General features: G+C 66.7%; 18 protein-coding genes. 11 read left to right on the plus strand and 7 right to left on the minus strand.

Annotation, left to right across the window (positions count from 1 at the left end; genetic code table 11):
• Window positions 1–10: 10 nt before the first annotated feature.
• Window positions 11–1,402: a GspE/PulE family protein gene (locus WKW79_RS07875; RefSeq protein ID WP_340334539.1), complete on the plus strand. Its 1,392-nt coding sequence runs from the start codon at window positions 11–13 to the stop codon at window positions 1,400–1,402.
• On the opposite strand, the gene WKW79_RS07880 is transcribed toward WKW79_RS07875, so the two are convergent.
• Complete coding sequence (locus tag WKW79_RS07880) at window positions 1,403–1,969, minus strand: hypothetical protein (protein ID WP_340334540.1); 567 nt, start codon at window positions 1,967–1,969, stop codon at window positions 1,403–1,405. It lies immediately after the preceding gene.
• A 101-nt stretch (window positions 1,970–2,070) separates the two neighbouring features.
• Between WKW79_RS07880 and gspF the strand changes: the two genes are divergently transcribed.
• The 5 genes from gspF (at window position 2,071) to WKW79_RS07905 (ending at window position 7,900) form a co-directional block, all read left to right on the plus strand.
• On the plus strand, window positions 2,071–3,306 hold the full coding sequence (gene gspF, locus WKW79_RS07885) for a type II secretion system inner membrane protein GspF (protein WP_340334541.1): 1,236 nt from the start codon (window positions 2,071–2,073) through the stop codon (window positions 3,304–3,306).
• Window positions 3,307–3,312: 6 nt separating this feature from the next.
• Window positions 3,313–4,212, plus strand: coding sequence for a 5'-nucleotidase (locus tag WKW79_RS07890; RefSeq protein WP_340334542.1), 900 nt, complete (start codon window positions 3,313–3,315; stop codon window positions 4,210–4,212).
• Window positions 4,213–4,332: 120 nt separating this feature from the next.
• Entirely contained in the window at window positions 4,333–5,661 is a 1,329-nt protein-coding gene (argG, locus tag WKW79_RS07895) for an argininosuccinate synthase (protein ID WP_340334543.1), read from the plus strand.
• A gap of 146 nt (window positions 5,662–5,807) precedes the next feature.
• Complete coding sequence (locus tag WKW79_RS07900) at window positions 5,808–7,562, plus strand: ABC transporter ATP-binding protein/permease (RefSeq protein WP_340334544.1); 1,755 nt, start codon at window positions 5,808–5,810, stop codon at window positions 7,560–7,562.
• Window positions 7,559–7,900, plus strand: a complete 342-nt coding sequence (locus tag WKW79_RS07905) for an antibiotic biosynthesis monooxygenase family protein (RefSeq protein WP_340334545.1) — start codon at window positions 7,559–7,561, stop codon at window positions 7,898–7,900. Before WKW79_RS07900 ends, WKW79_RS07905 begins: the two co-directional genes overlap by 4 nt.
• Here WKW79_RS07905 and queC read toward each other — a convergent pair.
• Entirely contained in the window at window positions 7,861–8,580 is a 720-nt protein-coding gene (gene queC / locus WKW79_RS07910; protein WP_340334546.1) for a 7-cyano-7-deazaguanine synthase QueC, read from the minus strand. The two genes, WKW79_RS07905 and queC, sit on opposite strands and share 40 nt — an antisense overlap.
• A 123-nt stretch (window positions 8,581–8,703) precedes the next feature.
• On the opposite strand from queC, the gene WKW79_RS07915 reads away from it, so the two are divergent.
• Window positions 8,704–9,912, plus strand: a complete 1,209-nt coding sequence (locus tag WKW79_RS07915) for an AGE family epimerase/isomerase (protein WP_340334547.1) — start codon at window positions 8,704–8,706, stop codon at window positions 9,910–9,912.
• A 91-nt stretch (window positions 9,913–10,003) separates the two neighbouring features.
• On the opposite strand, the gene WKW79_RS07920 is transcribed toward WKW79_RS07915, so the two are convergent.
• The 3 genes from WKW79_RS07920 to WKW79_RS07930 form a co-directional block, all read right to left on the minus strand.
• Window positions 10,004–10,447 carry a TA system VapC family ribonuclease toxin gene (locus WKW79_RS07920; RefSeq protein ID WP_340334548.1) on the minus strand — a complete coding sequence of 148 codons (444 nt, stop codon included), beginning with the start codon at window positions 10,445–10,447 and terminating at the stop codon, window positions 10,004–10,006.
• A complete protein-coding gene (locus tag WKW79_RS07925; protein WP_340334549.1) occupies window positions 10,444–10,671 on the minus strand; it encodes a hypothetical protein in 228 nt (75 codons plus the stop codon). Before WKW79_RS07925 ends, WKW79_RS07920 begins: the two co-directional genes overlap by 4 nt.
• 81 nt (window positions 10,672–10,752) lie before the next feature.
• Window positions 10,753–11,916 carry a citrate synthase family protein gene (locus WKW79_RS07930; RefSeq protein WP_340334550.1) on the minus strand — a complete coding sequence of 388 codons (1,164 nt, stop codon included), beginning with the start codon at window positions 11,914–11,916 and terminating at the stop codon, window positions 10,753–10,755.
• Window positions 11,917–12,024: 108 nt separating this feature from the next.
• On the opposite strand from WKW79_RS07930, the gene WKW79_RS07935 reads away from it, so the two are divergent.
• The 4 genes from WKW79_RS07935 to WKW79_RS07950 are packed head-to-tail and all read left to right on the plus strand — an operon-like array spanning window position 12,025 to window position 15,486.
• A complete protein-coding gene (locus tag WKW79_RS07935) occupies window positions 12,025–12,978 on the plus strand; it encodes a 2-hydroxyacid dehydrogenase (RefSeq protein ID WP_340334551.1) in 954 nt (317 codons plus the stop codon).
• A gap of 8 nt (window positions 12,979–12,986) precedes the next feature.
• Window positions 12,987–13,712: a fumarylacetoacetate hydrolase family protein gene (locus WKW79_RS07940; RefSeq protein WP_340334552.1), complete on the plus strand. Its 726-nt coding sequence runs from the start codon at window positions 12,987–12,989 to the stop codon at window positions 13,710–13,712.
• Complete coding sequence (locus tag WKW79_RS07945; RefSeq protein ID WP_340334553.1) at window positions 13,709–14,473, plus strand: SDR family oxidoreductase; 765 nt, start codon at window positions 13,709–13,711, stop codon at window positions 14,471–14,473. The genes WKW79_RS07940 and WKW79_RS07945 overlap by 4 nt, the downstream gene beginning before the upstream one ends.
• Before the next feature lie 38 nt (window positions 14,474–14,511).
• On the plus strand, window positions 14,512–15,486 hold the full coding sequence (locus WKW79_RS07950) for a Bug family tripartite tricarboxylate transporter substrate binding protein (RefSeq protein WP_340334555.1): 975 nt from the start codon (window positions 14,512–14,514) through the stop codon (window positions 15,484–15,486).
• A 153-nt stretch (window positions 15,487–15,639) separates the two neighbouring features.
• On the opposite strand, the gene WKW79_RS07955 is transcribed toward WKW79_RS07950, so the two are convergent.
• Entirely contained in the window at window positions 15,640–16,104 is a 465-nt protein-coding gene (locus tag WKW79_RS07955) for a cyanophycin metabolism-associated DUF1854 family protein (protein ID WP_340334556.1), read from the minus strand.
• A gap of 87 nt (window positions 16,105–16,191) precedes the next feature.
• Complete coding sequence (locus WKW79_RS07960; RefSeq protein ID WP_340334557.1) at window positions 16,192–18,465, minus strand: cyanophycin metabolism-associated ABC transporter; 2,274 nt, start codon at window positions 18,463–18,465, stop codon at window positions 16,192–16,194.
• Window positions 18,466–18,559: the final 94 nt, after the last annotated feature.

Genomic DNA, 18,559 nt, shown 5'->3' on the forward strand with positions numbered 1-18,559 from the left:
GAGCCCGAGCATGCGCTACCCCCTCCCCTACGCATTCGCGCGCAGCCAGCAACTGTTGCTGGAGCAGGCCGACGACGGCAGCGCGACGCTGTGGATGCCGCAGAACCCACCGCGCAGTGCGCTCGGCGAGGTGGTGCGCAAGTACGCCGTGACGGCCTTCGAGCCGCTCGCGCCGAATGAGCTGGCGCAGCGCATCAGCGCGGCCTATGCGAAGGGCGAATCGAGCGCCGCGGCGGTGGTCACCGAGGTGCAGGGCGATGCCGACCTGGCGCGCATGATGCAGGAGCTTCCGGCCGTGGAGGACCTGCTGGAGAACGCCGGCGACGCGCCGATCATCCGCATGCTGAACGCGCTGCTGACGCAGGCCGCGCGCGACGGCGCCAGCGACATCCACATCGAGCCCTACGAGCGGACGTCTTCGGTGCGCTTTCGGATCGACGGCACGCTGCGCGAGGTGGTGCAACCCAATCGCGCGCTGCATGCCGCGCTGATCTCGCGGCTGAAGATCATGGCCGACCTGGACATCGCCGAGAAGCGGCTGCCGCAGGACGGGCGCATCAGCTTGCGCATCGGCACGCGCGCGGTCGACGTGCGGGTGTCGACGCTGCCTTCTGCGCACGGCGAACGCGCGGTGCTGCGGCTGCTGGACAAAAGCGAGAGCAAGCTCACGCTGGAAGCCGTGGGCATGCAGGGCGACACGCTGGCACGCTTCGAGAGCCTGATCGGCCAGCCGCACGGAATCATCCTCGTGACCGGGCCCACGGGCTCGGGCAAGACGACCACGCTCTACGCGGCACTGGCCCGGCTCGACGCGGCGCGCAGCAACATCATGACGGTGGAAGACCCGATTGAATACGAGCTGGCCGGCGTGGGCCAGACGCAGGTCAATTCCAAGATCGACCTGACTTTCGCGAAGGCTCTGCGCGCGATCCTGCGGCAGGACCCGGACGTGATCATGATCGGCGAGATCCGCGACTTCGAGACCGCCCAGATCGCCATCCAGGCCTCGCTCACCGGGCATTTGGTGCTGGCGACGCTGCACACCAACGATTCGGTGAGCGCCGTGACGCGGCTCACCGATATGGGCGTGGAGCCCTTCCTGCTGAGTTCGTCATTGCTCGGGGTGCTGGCCCAGCGGCTGGTGCGCAAGGTGTGCCCGGTGTGCAGCGGCACCGGCTGCGAGTCCTGCGGCCAGACCGGCTACCAGGGTCGCACCGGCATCTTCGAATTGCTGGTGGCCGATGAGACCGTGCAATCGCTGATCCACAACCGCGCGGCGGAAAGTCAGCTGTTCGTGGCCGCCGAAAAGGCCGGTCTGCGCTCGATGCGCGAGGATGGCGAGCGGCTGGTGCAGGCGGGGGTGACGTCACGCGCGGAGTTGTTGCGGGTGACGCGGGACTGATCAATCCACGTACACCAGCACCTTGGTCTGCGGGTCGGTATCCACGCCGGTCACCTTGCCGGCCTTGTCGAACATCACGCTGTACCCGCCGAAGCTGCTGATCCACATGCGCCACAGCGCGACGTCGAGGTTCGGGTTCTCGCTCGTGATCGGCCAGCCGACGGCCATGGCGACCTGTTCGCGGGTCATGCCCTTGGTGATGCGGGCGGACTTGATGGCTTCGCGGATCTTGGGCGGGTAGCTGGCGATCTTGACGTTGGGGTCGTCCTTGACCACCCAGCGTCGGGCAAAGGTGGGGAGGTCGAGGTCGCGGCTGTAGTCGTTGCCGATGGCCTGCTTGCCGCCGTTGATTTCCACCAGCACGCGCTGGCGGCCGTAGCCCGTCACGCGGACCGGCGTGCCGGCGGGGACGACGCGCTTGCCGCTTTCCGCGTAGTTGGCGTCGCTCATCCAGCTGCCGTCCGTGCGCAAATTGCAGCAAAGGAATCCGTCGAATGTCTCCTGGGCATGCGCCGCCAGCGAGAGCGTGCCGAGCAGGGCGGCGCCGGCGAGGGATCGAAGCAACATGACAAATACTCCTTGGATCGCGGTTGCAGGGTGCATTGCGAAAGCGCCGGGGTGTGCCAAGCATCGACAATGCGGCTTCGCGCATTTTGCCGACAACGACCATGCCCGCCTATTCTTTCGAAGCCATAGACCCTCAGGGACAGTCCCGCAAGGGCGTCCTGGAGGCCGACACCGCGCGCGCGGCGCGTGGGCTGCTTCGCGCCCAGAAGCTGATCCCGATCGAGGTGACTTCCGTCGCCAGCCAGGGCGCCGCCGGCTCGGCCAGCCCGGGCGGCTTGTCACGCTGGTTCGGCGGTGCGCGGGTGTTCAGCGCCAGCGGCCTGGCCGTGTGGACGCGGCAACTGGCCGGGCTGGTGTCTTCCGGCCTCACGCTGGAACGCGCGCTCACGGCCTTGATGGAGGAATCGGAGACCGAGCCCGAGCGCAATCTCAATGCATCGCTGCGGGCCGAGGTGAATGCGGGCTCCTCTTTCGGGCGCGCGCTGACCCGTCATCCGCGCGAGTTCTCGCTCATCTATTCGTCGGTGATCACGGCTGGCGAGCAGACCGGAAACCTCGGGCTGGTGCTGGAACGCCTGGCCGACGACCTGGAGCAACGCCAGGCCCTGCAGCAGAAGCTGGTGGGCGCCGCGCTGTATCCGGCCATCGTGACGCTGGTGGCGATCGTGATCGTGATCTTCCTCGTGACCTACGTGGTGCCGCAGGTGGCCAACGTGTTCACCGGCACCAAGCGCGCGCTGCCGATGCTGACCTCCGCGATGCTCGCCATCAGCGGCTTCGTGCGCGAATACGGCTGGGTGATGCTGATCGCGCTGGTGCTGATCGGCATCGGCGTGCGCGTGGCGCTGGCCCGACCCGAGCTGCGGCTCCGGTTCGATGCCGCGTGGCTCAAGCTACCGCTGGTCGGCAAGCTCTCGCGCGGCTACAACGCGGCACGTTTCTCCAGCACGCTGGCGATGCTCGCGATGGCCGGCGTGCCGATCCTGCGTGCCTTGCAGGCGGCGGCGGAAACGCTGGGCAATCACGCGATGCGGGCCGACGCGCTCGATGCCTTAGTGCTGGTGCGCGAAGGCGCGCCGCTGGCCTCGGCGCTGGCGCAGAAGAAGCGCTTTCCCGGCATCGTGCCGATGTTTGCGCGGCTCGGCGAACAGACCGGCCAGCTGCCGCAGATGCTGCAGCGAGCCGCCAATCAGCTCGGCGCAGACGTGCAGCGCCGCGCGATGCACCTGGCGACGATCCTGGAGCCGCTCTTGATCGTGGCGATGGGCGCGGTCGTGATGCTGATCGTGCTGGCGGTGCTGCTGCCGATCATCCAGCTCAACCAGTTCGTGAAGTGATCTGACATGCCCGCAAGCCTTGGCGACAAGCTGGTCGTAGCGATTTCATCGCGCGCGCTTTTCAACCTCGAGGAAGAGAACCGCCTGTTCGAGTCGGGCGATTCCGAGGGCTACATGCGGCTGCAATTCGAGCGGCTCGACGTGCCGGCGCAACCGGGCATCGCATACCAGCTGGTGCAGAAGCTGTTGCGCTTCAACGATGACGGCAATGAGCGGGTCGAGGTCGTGATCCTCTCGCGCAACGATCCGGTGTCGGGCATGCGCGTGTTCCGCTCGGGCGGCGCGGCCGGCATCAAGCTGCAGCGCGGCGTGTTCACGCAGGGGCGGCCGCCGTATGGTTATCTGCGGCCGCTGGGGGCGCATCTGTTCCTGTCGGTGAATGCGGAGGATGTGCGCGAAGCCTTGAACGCGGGCTTCCCGGCGGCGCGGGTGCTGGTCGAATCGGTCAAGGCCAGCGACGCCTGGCCGAATGAAGTCCGCATCGCCTTCGACGGTGACGCGGTGCTGTTCAGCGACGAGGCCGAGCGCGTGTTCCAGAGCCAGGGGCTGGACGCGTTCCAGGCGCATGAGTTGAGCAAGGCCACCCTGCCGCTGCCCGGCGGCCCGTTCAAGCCGCTGCTGGCCGCGCTGCACCGGCTGCAGAAGGCCGGCAATGCGAACATGCGCATCCGCACCGCCCTGGTCACCGCGCGCAGCGCGCCGGCGCACGAGCGCGCGATCCGCACCCTGATGAACTGGAACATCAAGGTGGACGAGGCGATGTTCCTCGGCGGGCTGCCCAAGGGCGAGTTCCTGCGCGAGTTCGAGCCGGACTTCTTCTTCGACGACCAGACCGGGCACGTGAACTCGGCTGCGCAGCATGTGCCGTCGGGGCATGTGGCAAGCGGGATCAGCAACGTGGGCTGACCCGGAAGGCGCGTTTTCGGCGGCGCCCCAAAAAGCGCAGAAAATACGCGGTTCCCGATTTTTCCCACTGCGCCGTGGTCGCACGGCCCACAACGGCTCGCCAGAGCCCACCATTTGCCCATGTCCACCATCCTCCAATCCATTCCCGTCGGCCAGAAGGTCGGCATCGCGTTCTCCGGCGGCCTCGACACCAGCGCGGCGCTGCTCTGGATGAAGCAAAAGGGCGCCGTGCCCTATGCCTACACCGCCAACCTCGGCCAGCCCGACGAGCCGGACTATGACGAAATCCCGCGCAAGGCGATGGAATACGGCGCAAAGCAAGCGCGCCTGATCGACTGCCGCAGCCAGCTCGTCGCCGAAGGCATCGCCGCGCTGCAGGCCGGCGCCTTCCATATCTCCACGGCCGGCATCACCTACTTCAACACCACCCCCATCGGCCGCGCCGTGACCGGCACCATGCTGGTGGCGGCGATGAAGGAAGACGACGTCAACATCTGGGGCGACGGCAGCACCTACAAGGGTAATGACATCGAGCGCTTCTACCGCTACGGCCTGCTGACCAACCCGTCGCTGCGCATCTACAAGCCCTGGCTGGACCAGTTGTTCATCGACGAACTGGGCGGCCGCGCCGAGATGTCGGCGTTCATGACGCAGCACGGCTTCGGCTACAAGATGTCGGCAGAGAAGGCCTACTCCACCGACTCCAACATGCTCGGCGCCACGCACGAAGCCAAGGACCTGGAGCACCTCAACAGCGGCATCAAGATCGTCAATCCGATCATGGGCGTGGCCTTCTGGAAGGACGACGTGGTCGTCAAGGCCGAAGAAGTGACGGTGCGCTTCGAGGAAGGCATGCCGGTCGCGCTGAACGGCAAGACTTTCGCCAATCCGGTCGACCTGATGATGGAAGCCAACCGCATCGGCGGCCGCCACGGCCTGGGCATGAGCGACCAGATCGAGAACCGCATCATCGAGGCCAAGAGCCGCGGCATCTATGAGGCCCCTGGCCTGGCGCTGCTTCACATCGCCTACGAGCGCCTCGTGACCGGCATCCACAACGAGGACACCATCGAGCAGTACCGCATGAACGGCCTGAAGCTGGGTCGCCTGCTGTACCAGGGCCGCTGGTTCGACCCGCAAGCCATCATGCTGCGCGAGACGGCCCAGCGCTGGGTGGCGAGCGCCGTCACCGGCGAGGTGACGCTGGAACTGCGCCGCGGCAACGACTACTCGCTGCTGAACACCGATTCGCCGAACCTCACCTACAAGCCGGAACGCCTGAGCATGGAGAAGGTGGCGGGCGCGTTCTCGCCGCAGGACCGGATCGGCCAGCTGACGATGCGCAACCTGGACATCGTCGACACGCGCGACAAGCTCATGACGTACACGCGCACTGGTTTGCTCGCACCGGGCTCGACGCCGGTGTTGCCGAAACCCAAGGCCGATTGAGGGCGAGCCTTCAGGGCCGCCTAAGACAGGCCCTGCAGCCCCCGTTAGGATGACCGCCATCGCACGCGCCCGCGTGCACACAACGATGGCGGTCCATGTCTCCCACAGCCACTAATACTGCTCCTCCCCCCACCCCTCGCACCTCGATGATCGGTGCCCTGCGCCGCATCGGCCGGCTCGCGGCACCGTACTTCCAGTCCGAGGAGAAATGGAAGGCGCGCGCCCTGCTCATTGCGGTGGTCGCGCTGAACCTCGGCACGGTCTACGTCACGGTGCTCATCAACGACTGGAGCCGCGTCTTCTACGACGCGCTGCAGGCCAAGGACCAGACAGTGTTCTGGCAGCAACTGTTGCGCTTCACCTATCTGGCGATGGGCGGCATCCTGGTGGCAGTCTTCAAGTACTACCTCACGCAACTGTTGCAGATGCGCTGGCGTGCCTGGATGACGCGCAGCTACATGACGCGCTGGCTCAAGAACCGCACCTTCTACCGGCTGGAACTCGCGCGATACACGGCGTCCGCCGGCAACGGCCTCGCCACTGCTGACAACCCCGACCAGCGCCTGCAGGAAGACATGCAGCTCTTCACCGACTACACGGTGACGCTGTCGATGGGCATCCTGAACTCGGTCGTGACGCTGGTCACCTTCATCGGCATCCTGTGGGGCCTGTCGGGGGCGTTCTCGTTCGCGCTCGGTGGCCATGACTTCACCATACCGGGCTACATGGTCTGGGTGGCGGTGATCTATTGCGTGATCGGCACGACCCTCACGCACTACATCGGGCGCCCGCTGATCCGGCTCAACTTCAACCAGCAGCGTTACGAAGCCGACTTTCGGCACCACCTGATCCGCGTGCGCGAGAACAGCGAGGCGATCGCGCTCGACCGCGGCGAAAAGGTCGAGCACGGCCAGCTCGACATGCGCTTCAGCAGCGTGCTGCGCAACTACCTGTCGCTGATCAAGCAACAGAAGAACCTGGTGGCCTTCACCGCGTCCTTCGCGCAGTTGTCCGTGGTGTTCCCCTTCTTCCTGGCCGCGCCGCGCTTCTTCAGCGGCGCAATCCAGTTCGGCGAACTGATGCAGGTCTCGCGCACCTTCAACACGGTGCAGGACGCGCTCTCGTGGTTCGTCGACAACTACGACCGCGTGGCCGTCTGGCGCGCCACCGCCGACCGTCTCACCACCTTCGACGACGCCATGCGCGCCCATTCGACACGCAACGAGGCGCTGGCCCGCGAACAGGGCGCATCGTCGCTGCACACCGACGACCTCAGCGTGGCACTGCCCAACGGTACGCAACTGTTGGCCAATGCCGCGCTCAGCGTGCAACCGGGCGACAGCGTGCTGCTGCAAGGCCCGTCGGGCAGCGGCAAGTCCACCTTGTTCCGCGCCTTCGCCGGCATCTGGCCGTTCGCGCGCGGGCATGTGAACGTGCCGGACAACGCGATGTTCATTCCGCAACGGCCCTATGTTCCAGATGGCACCTTGCGCGACGCGCTGGCCTATCCGAACCCCGCCGCCGACTACAGCGACGAAGCCTTGCGCAAGGCGCTCGACGATGCGCTGCTGCCGCAACTGGCGAGTCGGCTGGACGACAGCGATGCGTGGAGCCAGAAGCTGTCCGGCGGCGAGCAGCAACGCCTTGCGATTGCGCGCGTGCTGCTGAAGAAGCCGGCCTGGCTGTTCGCTGACGAGGCCACCAGCGCGCTCGATGCCGAGGCCGAGCGCACGCTGTATCAGCGGCTTGCCGCGACGGTGCAGCAAGCCGGCGGCGCGATGGTGTCGATTGCCCACCGCGCGGCCGTCGGCGACCATCATCGGCAGCGTTGGACGCTTGCGCCGCAAGCCGAGGGCGACGCGTCGCGCTATCGTCTGGTCACGCAGAGGGCACCGGCATGACCATCGCGAACACACCCAAGCCGCCCTACTACGCGGTCATCTTCACGTCGTTGCGCACAGACGGCGACAACGGCTACGGCGCGATGGCCGATCGCATGGACGAACTCGCGGCGCAGCAGCCGGGCTACCTCGGCATCGAGTCTGCGCGCGAGGAGCTTGGCATCACGGTGAGCTACTGGCGCGACCTCGAATCGATCCGCGCGTGGAAGGCCAATGCCGAGCACCGCATCGCGCAAGAGACCGGCCGCAGCACCTGGTACAGCGACTACAAGACGCGCATCTGCAAGGTCGAGCGCGACTACGGACTTGACGACGCGTTCGCATCGCGCGCCGAATAGCGCGCCCACCCGCGCTGGCGCAGTTCGCAAGCCGGGCAGGTGCCGCAGCCATAGCCCCAGGCGTTGCGGTGCACGCGATCGCCGAGGTAGCAGGTGTGCGTGTCCTCGATGATCAGGTCGACCAGGGCCTGTCCACCGAGTGAATGGGCCAGCGCCCAGGTGTCGGCCTTGTCGATCCACATCAGCGGCGTCTCGATCAGCAGCCTGCGTTCCAGTCCGAGCGACAGCGCGATCTGCATCGCCTTCATGGTGTCGTCGCGGCAGTCGGGGTAGCCGGAGAAGTCGGTCTCGCAGACGCCCGTGACGATCACCTGCAAACCGCGTCGATACGCCAGCGCGCCGGCCAGCGTGAGGAACAGCAGGTTGCGCCCCGGCACGAAGGTATTGGGCAGGCCATCCGCCTGCATCGCAAAGGCCACCTCGTCGGTGAGCGAGGAACCGCCGAGTTGCTGCAGGGCCGCCAGCGTCAGCACATGGTCCTCGCCCATGTGCGGCGCCCATTGCGGGAATCGCTCGCGCAGGTTGGCGAGCACCACACGGCGCGTGTCCATCTCGATGTGATGTCGCTGGCCGTAGTCGAAGCCCAGCGTCTCGACGCGCTCGTACTTCGACAACGCCTGCGCAAGGCAGGTGGTGGAATCCTGGCCGCCGGAGAACAGGACGAGTGCGGTGGTGTGCATCTTGAGAATCTCCCGATGAAGCGCTGCAGGCCGAGCGCGCAAGTTTCGCAGCATCGCGTGAATCCCACCGCTCGACGCGCGGAGATTCGAGGACACTGGCGCCAGACAGCACCGAGTCCCACCATGCCCGACTTCAGATCGCCCGCCTTCCTGCTGGACCACATCCGCCACACGCTGGCCTTCTACGACGGTCGCGACATCGACCCGAGCGGCGGGTACTTTCACTACTTTCGCGACGACGGCCACGTGTTCGACGCACGCTCGCGGCATCTGGTCAGCAGCACGCGCTTCGTGTTCAACCATGCGATGGCGCTGCGGCAATTCGGTGCGTCAGAACGACCGAACGACCTGGAAGCCGTGCGGCACGGCCTGCGCTTCCTGCAACAGGCGCACGCCCAGCCGCAGGGCGGCTATGCCTGGATGATCGATTGGGACGGCCAGCGCGCCACAGTGAAGGACGGCACTCAGCATTGCTACGGCCTCGCTTTCGTGCTGCTGGCCCATGCGCATGCTTTGATGGCCGGCGCGAGCGAGGCACGCGCAGGACTGGATGCAACCTTCGCGCTGATGGAGCAACGCTTCTGGGAACCGCCCCACGGCCTCTACGCCGACGATGCCACGCCCGATTGGCAGCTCAGCGACTACCGCGGCCAGAACGCCAACATGCACGGCTGTGAAGCGATGCTCGCGGCCCACGAAGCGACCGGCGACGAAGCCTTCCTGGCCCGCGCCGTGACGCTGGCCGAACACATCGCCCAACGCCAGGCCACGCTGGCCGGTGGCCTGGTCTGGGAGCACTACCGCAGCGACTGGTCGGTCGACTGGGACTACAACCGCCACGACAACACCAACATCTTCCGCCCCTGGGGCTACCAGATCGGCCATCTCACCGAATGGACCAAGCTACTGCTGCAGCTGGAGGCACGATTGCCCGAAGGCCAGCGCCCCGCATGGCTGCTGCCGACTGCCCGCCATTTTTTCCACATCGCCATGCAGCGCGGCTGGGACGCAGTGCACGGCGGCCTGGTCTACGGAAGCGCGCCCGACGGCCAGGTGTGCGACGGCGAGAAGTACTTCTGGGTGCAGGCCGAGAGCCTTGCCGCCGCGGCCTTGATGGCGGTGCGCACCGGCGAGCCGGCGTACTGGGACTGGTACGACCGCATCTGGGCCTACAGCTGGGCCCACATGATCGACCACGAGCACGGCGCCTGGTACTTCAAGCGCGGCAACGACAACCGCGCGCTGTCGGACCACAAGAGCCCCGCCGGCAAGACCGACTATCACACGATGGGGGCTTGCTACGACGTGCTGCGCGGGCTGGGATTGCGTTGACTCTCATGCAGCCTGCGTGGGCACGCAATCTCGTCGATGTGGCGTTGTCTTCTCGTTGCTCGATTTGACCTCCGTGGCGGGCGAGCCGGGCTCAGTCCGCCGCCGGAGTGCTCAGATATCGCTCCCGCTCGGCAGAGCTGGCAAGCAATTGAGAAATCGCCGTGTCGAAGGTCAGCAATTTCATGCCGTTCCGTGCCGCGAGCGTCAGCAACCAGGCGTCCGTGATCTGGCGATGCCCCCGCACCCCGCCAGTGCAATGGCCAAGGACCTCTTCGAACCCGAAATCCAACGGCAGGAACTGGTGACGAGGATGGGCGGTGTTGCGCGCAAGGAGTTCGGCCACTTCAGCGACTTCCACGAGTCGACCGGCAAACGCTGGCTGGCAGATGACACGCAGGAATGCTGCCTGCGTCAACGCACAGGTCGACCAGCCTTGCCGCGCATGCGACTTGAACCAGCGGATCATCCGCTCGTGATGTTCGTGCGCCGGCCAACCCAAGGCGATCAGCGCATTCGCGTCCAGCAACCAACTCAAGGAGCTTCATCCAACAAGTTCTTGACCTGGCGCTCGGTCACCTTGGGAGTGTCAGCCGGCAGATCGAAGACCCAGGCACCCGCCACCTTGCGCATCGGGAGGCGCTCTCCGCTGCCCCGTCGAATCAATTCGGAGATGGCCTGGCCCAACTTGAGCGCTCGCGCCTGCGCATAGCTTTGCGCCAGTCCAAACGCGTCATCCTCGAGAGTGATCGTGGTTCGCATGATTGATGCACTTTTGTGAAACTGATGCAGTTTATCGGATTTGATCGCGTCGCACGGCGATTGAATGCGACGCACGAATGCCTACGTCCTGAGCCCCTGCGGCATCTCGGGCAACGGGCCCACATAGCGCCCCCGTGGGCGGATCACCTGCGTCTCCCCCAACTGCTCCAGCCCGTGCGCCAGCAGCCCGACACTGCGCGCCGTGGCGAACAGGCCAAAGGCCGCATCCGCCGGCAGCCGGTAATGCGCCACCAGCGCGGCCAGGGCCACGTCGATGTTGGGCTGCATGCCGGTCTGTTCGGTCACCTTCCACACAAAGCGGGCGATCGCCTCCGGCGGCTCGAACAGCGCCAGCAAGGCCGCAGCGCGCGGATCGCCATCTGGGTAGAGGTGGTGGCCGAAGCCGGCCAGGGGAAGGCCGGTCGACAGGTAGTGGGCCAGCACCTGGTCCTCGCCCAAGCGCTCCACTTCGCTGAACAGCGCCTGGACGCGGCCCGAGGCATCGCCGTGCAAGGGGCCTGACAGCGTGGTCAACCCGGCCAGCAGACAGGCCGGCAAGGAGGCGCCGGTGGACGCCGCGATGCGCGTGACAAAGGCCGAACTCGTCAGCTCGTGGTCGACCAGCAGGACCATGGCCGTTCGCAACAACTCCGCCACCTCGGCCGACTGCTTCCAGCCTTGGGCGAAACGCAGATGCAGCGGCTCGCTGCCCTGCCGGGCGCCAAACGCACCAGCCACCCGGCCAACCAGGTCCTGGCACTCGGAGTGCAGCACCCGGGTCAGGCGTCCGCGCGTGGAATGGCCGGTGGCCGCCAGGCTGGCCAGCGCCGTGAATGCGGCTTCTCGCCCGGGCGTGCGCGTGCGCAACGGCGTCGCGCATGAGAAGTCGACGGGTTGCTCGGCCGCCCACAGCAGTCGTGCGACCTCCTCCATGCTCGCCGACCGGGCCAGGCCCACCGCATCCTGGCCCCGGTAGTACGGCCGCCCGCGAACGAAGGCGCACAGGGCCGTCGGCACACTGGGCTCAGCGCCGAACAGCGTGTTGGCGGCCAGCGTCTCGTGCTTGCGGCCGGCCTGCTTGCGCTTGGCCAGGCCGGCGACATCCTCGGCGCGGTACAGGCTGCGGCGCGAATCGGCCGGATCGGGCGCGACCTCCAGCTTGCCGCGGCTCACGTAGGCATAGACCGTTTGCGGGCGCACGCCGAGGAGGCGGCAAGCCTCGTCCATCGAGATCCAGGAAGCCATGGTTTGCGGGTGGGGAGTCAATTTATATTGATTTTATACATCAATATTGACGATTTCATCAATGCATTCATACCATGCGCCCACCCCGCCCCTTATCAACAAACAGACATGAAACCCAGCGTCCTCCAACTCAACCCGATCCTGATCCCCGCGATCAACGACAAGCTCGCATCGCTCTACACCGTTCACAAGCACTTCGAGATCGCCGACCCGGAGGCCTGGCTGCGTGAGCACGGCGCCTCCATCGATGCCGTGATCACCGGCGGCCACACCGGCATTTCGCGGGGGATGTTGGAACAATTGCCCGGCATCAAGGTCGTGGCCGTCAACGGCGTCGGCACCGACGCGGTGGACCTGGCCTACTGCCGCGGCCGCGGCGTGCCCGTCACCGCGACCCTGGGCGCGCTGACCGAGGACGTGGCCGACCTGGCCATCGGCCTGCTGATCGCGGCCTGCCGCAACCTGTGCGCTGGTGATCGCTTTGTGCGCGACGGCGAATGGGAACTGCGTCCGCAGCCCAGCGCGATTCCGCTGGCGCGGCGCTTCAGCGGCATGCGCGTCGGCATCGTCGGCATGGGGCGCGTGGGCCGCGCCGTCGCGGTGCGCGCCGCAGCCTTCGGCTGCCCGATCAGCTACACCGACCTGCAGCAGATGAACGATGTGCCGCACCGCTTCGTGGCTGACCTGGTCGAGTTGGCGCGCGAGTCCGACGCGCTGGTGCTGTGCGCGGCGGCGGACAAGGCCGAAGGCATCGTCAACGCAGCCGTGCTCGACGCGCTCGGCCCGCGCGGCTTCCTGGTCAACGTGGCCCGTGGCCGGCTCGTCAACGAGGCCGACCTGACCGACGCGCTGGCCGCCGGCCGCATTGCGGGCGCGGGCCTGGACGTGTTCGTCGACGAGCCCCGCGTTCCCCCTGCCCTGCGCCAGTCGGACAGCGTGACGCTGCAGGCGCACCGCGCCAGCGCCACCTGGGAGACCCGGACCGCGATGGCCGAGATGGTGCTGGACAGCCTCGCGCAGGCCCTGGCCGGCGAACGCCCGTCGATGAGCCTGACGACCTGAGCGCCTGCATGACCGACTTCGTCATCCCCGTACCGGCGCCCACCGCCCTTGCCGTGGCCGGCAGCGCGTCGCGCTTCCCGGTGGGCCGCGTTTTTTGCATCGGCCGCAACTACCGATGGGACGCGAACGAACCCGCGCCTCGCGAACTGCCCGCCTGGTTCATGAAGCCCGCCAATGCGGTGGTGCCGGCGCATGGCGCCCTGGCGTATCCGCCCGGCACCCGCGACTTCTGCCATGAGATCGAACTGGTCGTTGCCATCGGACGCGGCGGGCGGGACATCGACCCGGCGCGCGTCGAGGCGCACCACATCTGGGGATACGCCGCCGGCCTGGACCTCACGCTGCGCGACCTGCAACAGCAAGCCAAGCGCGTCGGCGGACCCTGGGAACCTGCGAAGGCCTTCGACCGTTCCGCGCCGTGCTCGCCCATCGTGCCCGCTGCCGACTGCGGGCATCCGCGGACCGGTGCGATCTGGCTCTCGGTCAACGGCATCGACCGGCAGCGTGCCGACGTGGCCGACCTGCTGTGGCCCGTGAACGAACTGGTGGCGATGCTGTCGCGCTCGGTGGCGCTCGCGCCCGGCGACCTGGTCTTCACCGGCACGCCCGTAGGCGTCGGCTCCTTGCAACCGGGGGACGTGGTCAGCGGGGGCGTGTCGGGCATCGGCGCGTTCTCGATGACCGTGGGCATCCCCGCCACTCGACAACAACCATCACTGGAGACAAGCTCTTGAACGCAACCCCCTCGACAAGAATCGCGCTGGTCACCGGCGCAGGCAGCGGCATCGGCCGCGCCGTCGCCCTCGGCCTGCTGAAGGACGGCTGGACCGTCGTGCTCGCAGGCCGGCGCGCGGAACCCTTGCAGTCACTGGCCGCCGAGGCCGAGCGCGATGGCAAGCAGGCACTGGCCGTGCCCACCGACGTGACCGACCCCGACAGCGTGCAAGCGCTGTTCGACACCATCGAGCGCAGCTTCGGCCGGCTCGACATGCTCTTCAACAACGCGGGCGTGAACGCTCCGGCCGTGCCGATGGACGAACTGCCGCTGGAAAAGTGGTTCAACGTCATCAACACCAACGTGACCGGCGTGTTCCTGTGCGCGCGAGCGGCTTTCGGGCTCATGCGCCGCCAGTCGCCGCAGGGCGGTCGCATCATCAACAACGGCTCCATCTCGGCGCACACGCCGCGGCCCTTCACCGCCCCCTACACCGCCAGCAAGCACGCGGTCAGCGGCATCACCAAGGCACTGGCACTGGACGGCCGGGCCTTCAACATCGTGGCCAGCCAGATCGACATCGGCAATGCGCTCACCGAGTTGTCCGAGCGCATGACGCGCGGCGTCTTGCAGGCCAACGGCAGCACCGCGCCCGAACCCATGATGGACGCGACCCACGTCGCCGATGCGGTGCGCCATATCGCCGCGCTGCCGCTCGCGGCCAACGTGCTGAACATGACCGTGATGGCCAGTGCCATGCCCTTCGTCGGGCGCGGCTGAGCGCCTCCCACCATCCACCCCCAGAGGAGACTTCCACCATGCAATTCAAATCACTGTTCAAGCTCGTGACCCTCTCGGCCGCCCTGGCCGTGGCGTCCACCCTGGCATCGGCCCAGGACTATCCGACCCGCCCCATCAAGATCATCGTGCCCGCCCCGCCGGGCGGCGCCATCGACACCATCGCCCGCGTCGTCGGCGAAAAGCTCACGCACTCGCTGGGCCAACCCGTGGTCGTCGAGAACAAGCCCGGCGCTTCCAACAACCTGGGCACCGATGCCCTCGCCAAGTCGCCGCCCGACGGCTACACCATCGGCATCGTCGGCGGCAGCCACAACACCAACAAGTTCCTGTTCAAGAACCTGGGCTGGGACCCGGAGAAGAGCTTCGAGCCCATCGTCTACACGCACGAGGTGCCGCTCGTGTTCGCGATCTATCCGCAGATTCCCGCCAAGACCCTGCCCGAGTTCATCGCATGGATGAAGGCGCATCCGGACCAGGCCAAGGTCGCGACCTCGGGCCGCGGCAGCGCGCAGGAAATGGCCGCCGAGATGTTCCGCCTGGCGAGCGGCACGCAGATGCTGCTGGTGCCCTACAAGGGCTCTTCCGCCGCGCAGCCGGACCTGATCGCCGGTCGCACTGCGCTCTACATCGACACGGTCAGCGCCATCCAGTCGCAGGTGAAGGGCGGCAACGTGCGCGCCGTCGCGGTGACGACGCGCAAGCGCGCCTCATCGCTGCCGGATGTGCCGACCGCGGAGGAGCAAGGCCTCAAGGGCTATGACGCCAACACCAACGGCGGCTTCCTCGCGCCGGCCGGTACGCCCAAGCCGATCATCAACAAGCTCAATGCCGAGATCAACGCGGCCCTGAAGATGCCCGACGTGCGCAGCAAGCTGGAAGCCGCCGGCATCGAGATCCAGGGCGGGACGCCGCAGGAGTACGCGGCACTGATCAAGTCCGACCTGGCGAAGTGGCAGAAGGTCGTGAAGTCGGCGGGGATCGATGCGGAGTAAGTGAAGGCCAAGCAGGCAATGCGGACTTGACCGGACGCGAAGGGCGCGAAGAGACGCAAAGGTCGCAAACGAAGTCCAAAGAAATTTCGGATGTTCTTTAGCGTCCTTCGCGAAACCTTCGCGTCCTCTGCGTCCGGAAGTCCGATCCCGAATTTACAGGAACCGCTCCAGCAACTTCTTGGAAGCCCGGTCCAGCGCCTTCACATCGTTGATGCGGAACTGCACGCCCTGCGCGCTGCCGATCAGCAAGGCGCCGCCTTCGAGCCGGCGGATGTCTTCCTCGGCCTTCAGCACGAAGCTGGTCTCGCCGCGGTCGGTGGAGATGTGCCAGGTGCTCGGCACGCCGAAGGTGGACACGCGGTGCAGCTTCAGCAGCGTGGGCGCGAAGTCGCGTGCGGCGAGGTCTTCCTGAAGCAGCGCGCGCGTTGCGGCCGGCAGGTCGTCGATGTTGTCGATCCACACCTGCTCGCGGCCGTCGCTGCCGACCAGCGAAATGCCGTGGTCCGGCGCCGTCAGCGGAAATGCACGCACCGGCACGATGCCGACGTGGCGCTCGCCATCGAGGTCGGTCAGTACCAGGCGCCCGAAAGAATCCCGATTCAGTTGAATGTCCAGCACGTCAGTTCTCCTGCATCTGATGACGACGGCGTGCCCTCACCCCTGCCCTCTCCCGGGGGGAGAGGGAGAAACTCGAACGTACCGGCCTCATGCCTGCCCCGCCGGGTGCGCCGCGTGCGTGTGCAGCACGGCGGAAACTTCGCTGCGTTGCTCCTGCGCTTCTTCCTCGTCATCGGCCTGCCGCAGTTGCGCCTGGTACAGCCGCCAGTAGGCGCCCTGCTTCTCCATCAACGCATCATGCGGCCCGACCTCGACGACTTCGCCGCGGTCCATCACCACCAGTCGATCGGCCTTGCGCAGCGTCGACAAACGGTGCGCGATGGCGATGGTGGTGCGGCCTTTCACGAGGTTGTCCAGCGCCTTCTGGATTTCCTTCTCGGTCTCGGTATCCACCGCCGATGTCGCCTCGTCGAGGATCAGGATGCGCGGGTCGATCAACAACGCACGCGCAATGCTGATGCGCTGCCGCTCGCCACCCGACAGGCCCTGCCCGCGCTCGCCCACCAGCGAGTCGTAGCCATGCGCCAACCGCAGGATGAAGTCATGCGCATGCGCCGCTCGTGCCGCCGCCACGATCTCCTCGCGCGTCGCATCCGGCTTGCCGTAGGCGATGTTCTGCGCGATGGTTCCGAAGAACAGGAAGGGCTCCTGCAGCACCAGCCCCACATGCCGCCGATAGTCGGCCACCGCAAAGCGCCGGATGTCCGTGCCATCGACCTTGATCGCCCCATCGGTCACGTCGTAGAAGCGGCAGATCAGGTTGACCAGCGTGCTCTTGCCCGAGCCGCTGTGTCCCACCAGCCCGATCATCTCGCCCGGCTCGATCACCAGCTCCAGGTCGCGGATCACCGCACGTGAGCCGTAGCGGAAGCCCAGCCCCTTCATCTCGATCTGCCCCTTGATCCGGTCGACCTTCACCGGGTTGGCCGGCTCCGGCACATTGCTCACATGGTCCAGGATGTCGAAGATGCGCTTGGCCCCGGCGGCGGCCTTCTGCGTGACCGAGACGATGCGGCTCATCGAATCCAGCCGCGTGTAGAAGCGCCCGATGTACGCGATGAAGGCCGTCAGCACACCCACCGTGATGCTGCCGCGCGCCACCTGCCAGATGCCGAAGCCCCAGACCACCAGCAGCCCGATCTCGGTCAGCAGCGACACGCTCGGCGTGAACAGCGACCAGGTCTTGTTGAGCTTGTCGTTGACCTGGAGGTTGTACTTGTTGGCCTCGCGAAAACGATCGGCCTCGCGCTTTTCCTGCGCAAAAGCCTTGACCACGCGGATGCCGGGGATGGTGTCGGCCAGCACGTTGGTGACCTCGCTCCACACGCGGTCGATCTTCTCGAAGCCGGTGCGCAGGCGATCGCGCACGACGTGGATCATCCACGCGATGAAGGGCAGCGGCACCAGCGTGACCACCGCCAGCAGCGGATTGATCGACACCAGGATGACGGCCGTCATCGCGATCATCAGCACGTCGGTCAGGAAGTCCAGCGCATGCAACGAGAGGAAAACGTTGATGCGGTCGGTTTCGGAGCCGATGCGCGCCATCAGGTCGCCCGTTCGCTTGCCCCCAAAGTAGTCCAGCGGCAGGGTCAGCAAGTGCTCGTAGGTGGTGGTGCGCAAGTCGGCGCCGATGCGCTCCGACACCAAAGCCAGCAGGTAGGTGCGCGCCCAGCCCAAGGCCCAGCCGGCCAGCGCCGACAACAGCAGCGCCCCGAGGAACATGACCACCTTCGCCACCGCGATCTGCTGCCCGTTCTGGAACGGGATCAGGATGTCGTCCATCAGCGGGATGGTCAGGTAAGGCGGCACCAGCGTGGCCGCGGTGGAGGCCAGCGTCAGCAGGAAGCCGATGATGAGCTGCTTGCGATAGGGCTTGGCAAAGCGGCCCAGCCGCAGCAGCACCCAGGTCGACGGCGGCTTCTGCGCCTCGGTCTCGCCGGCGGCGATGTCGTCGCGCTCGGCGGCTTCGGCGGCGGCGGCGCTGACCTGGGCGGCACTGGCGGCGCGTTGCTCGAACAGCTTGAGCAGGCGCAACGCCGCCACCTGATGGGCCAGCGTGTAACGCCAACGACCTAACAAGGCATGGTCGTCAAGGAAGTCGAGCGTGCCGACGCCGGCATGGTCGGTCAGATGGAGGACCTGGCCGGTGTCTGCCAAAGCCCACTCGCGCCAGCTACCATCGGGGTCGCGTGCGAGCAGGCGTGAATCGGTCAGCGCGAGCAGGCCGTTGCCGAAGCGGAGTTCGCCGTCGAGGTCAACCGTGAGCGTGGCCAGAACGTTTTCCGCGGCTGTGAGCCGACTTTTCAAAGCCGCTCCTGCTTCGCCCTCCGGGGTGCCGACTGGATCGTGATGTTGCATTGTGATTTCGTATCCCTGGCCCGCAGCAGGCCGCATCATGGCGCCAGATGGGCGCCGATTCTGACCCATCGCGAAGGACGCGCCTGAAAGCGCC

It is taken from the genome of Variovorax robiniae, from assembly GCF_037889955.1.
GTDB classification, from domain to species: domain Bacteria; phylum Pseudomonadota; class Gammaproteobacteria; order Burkholderiales; family Burkholderiaceae_C; genus Variovorax; species Variovorax robiniae.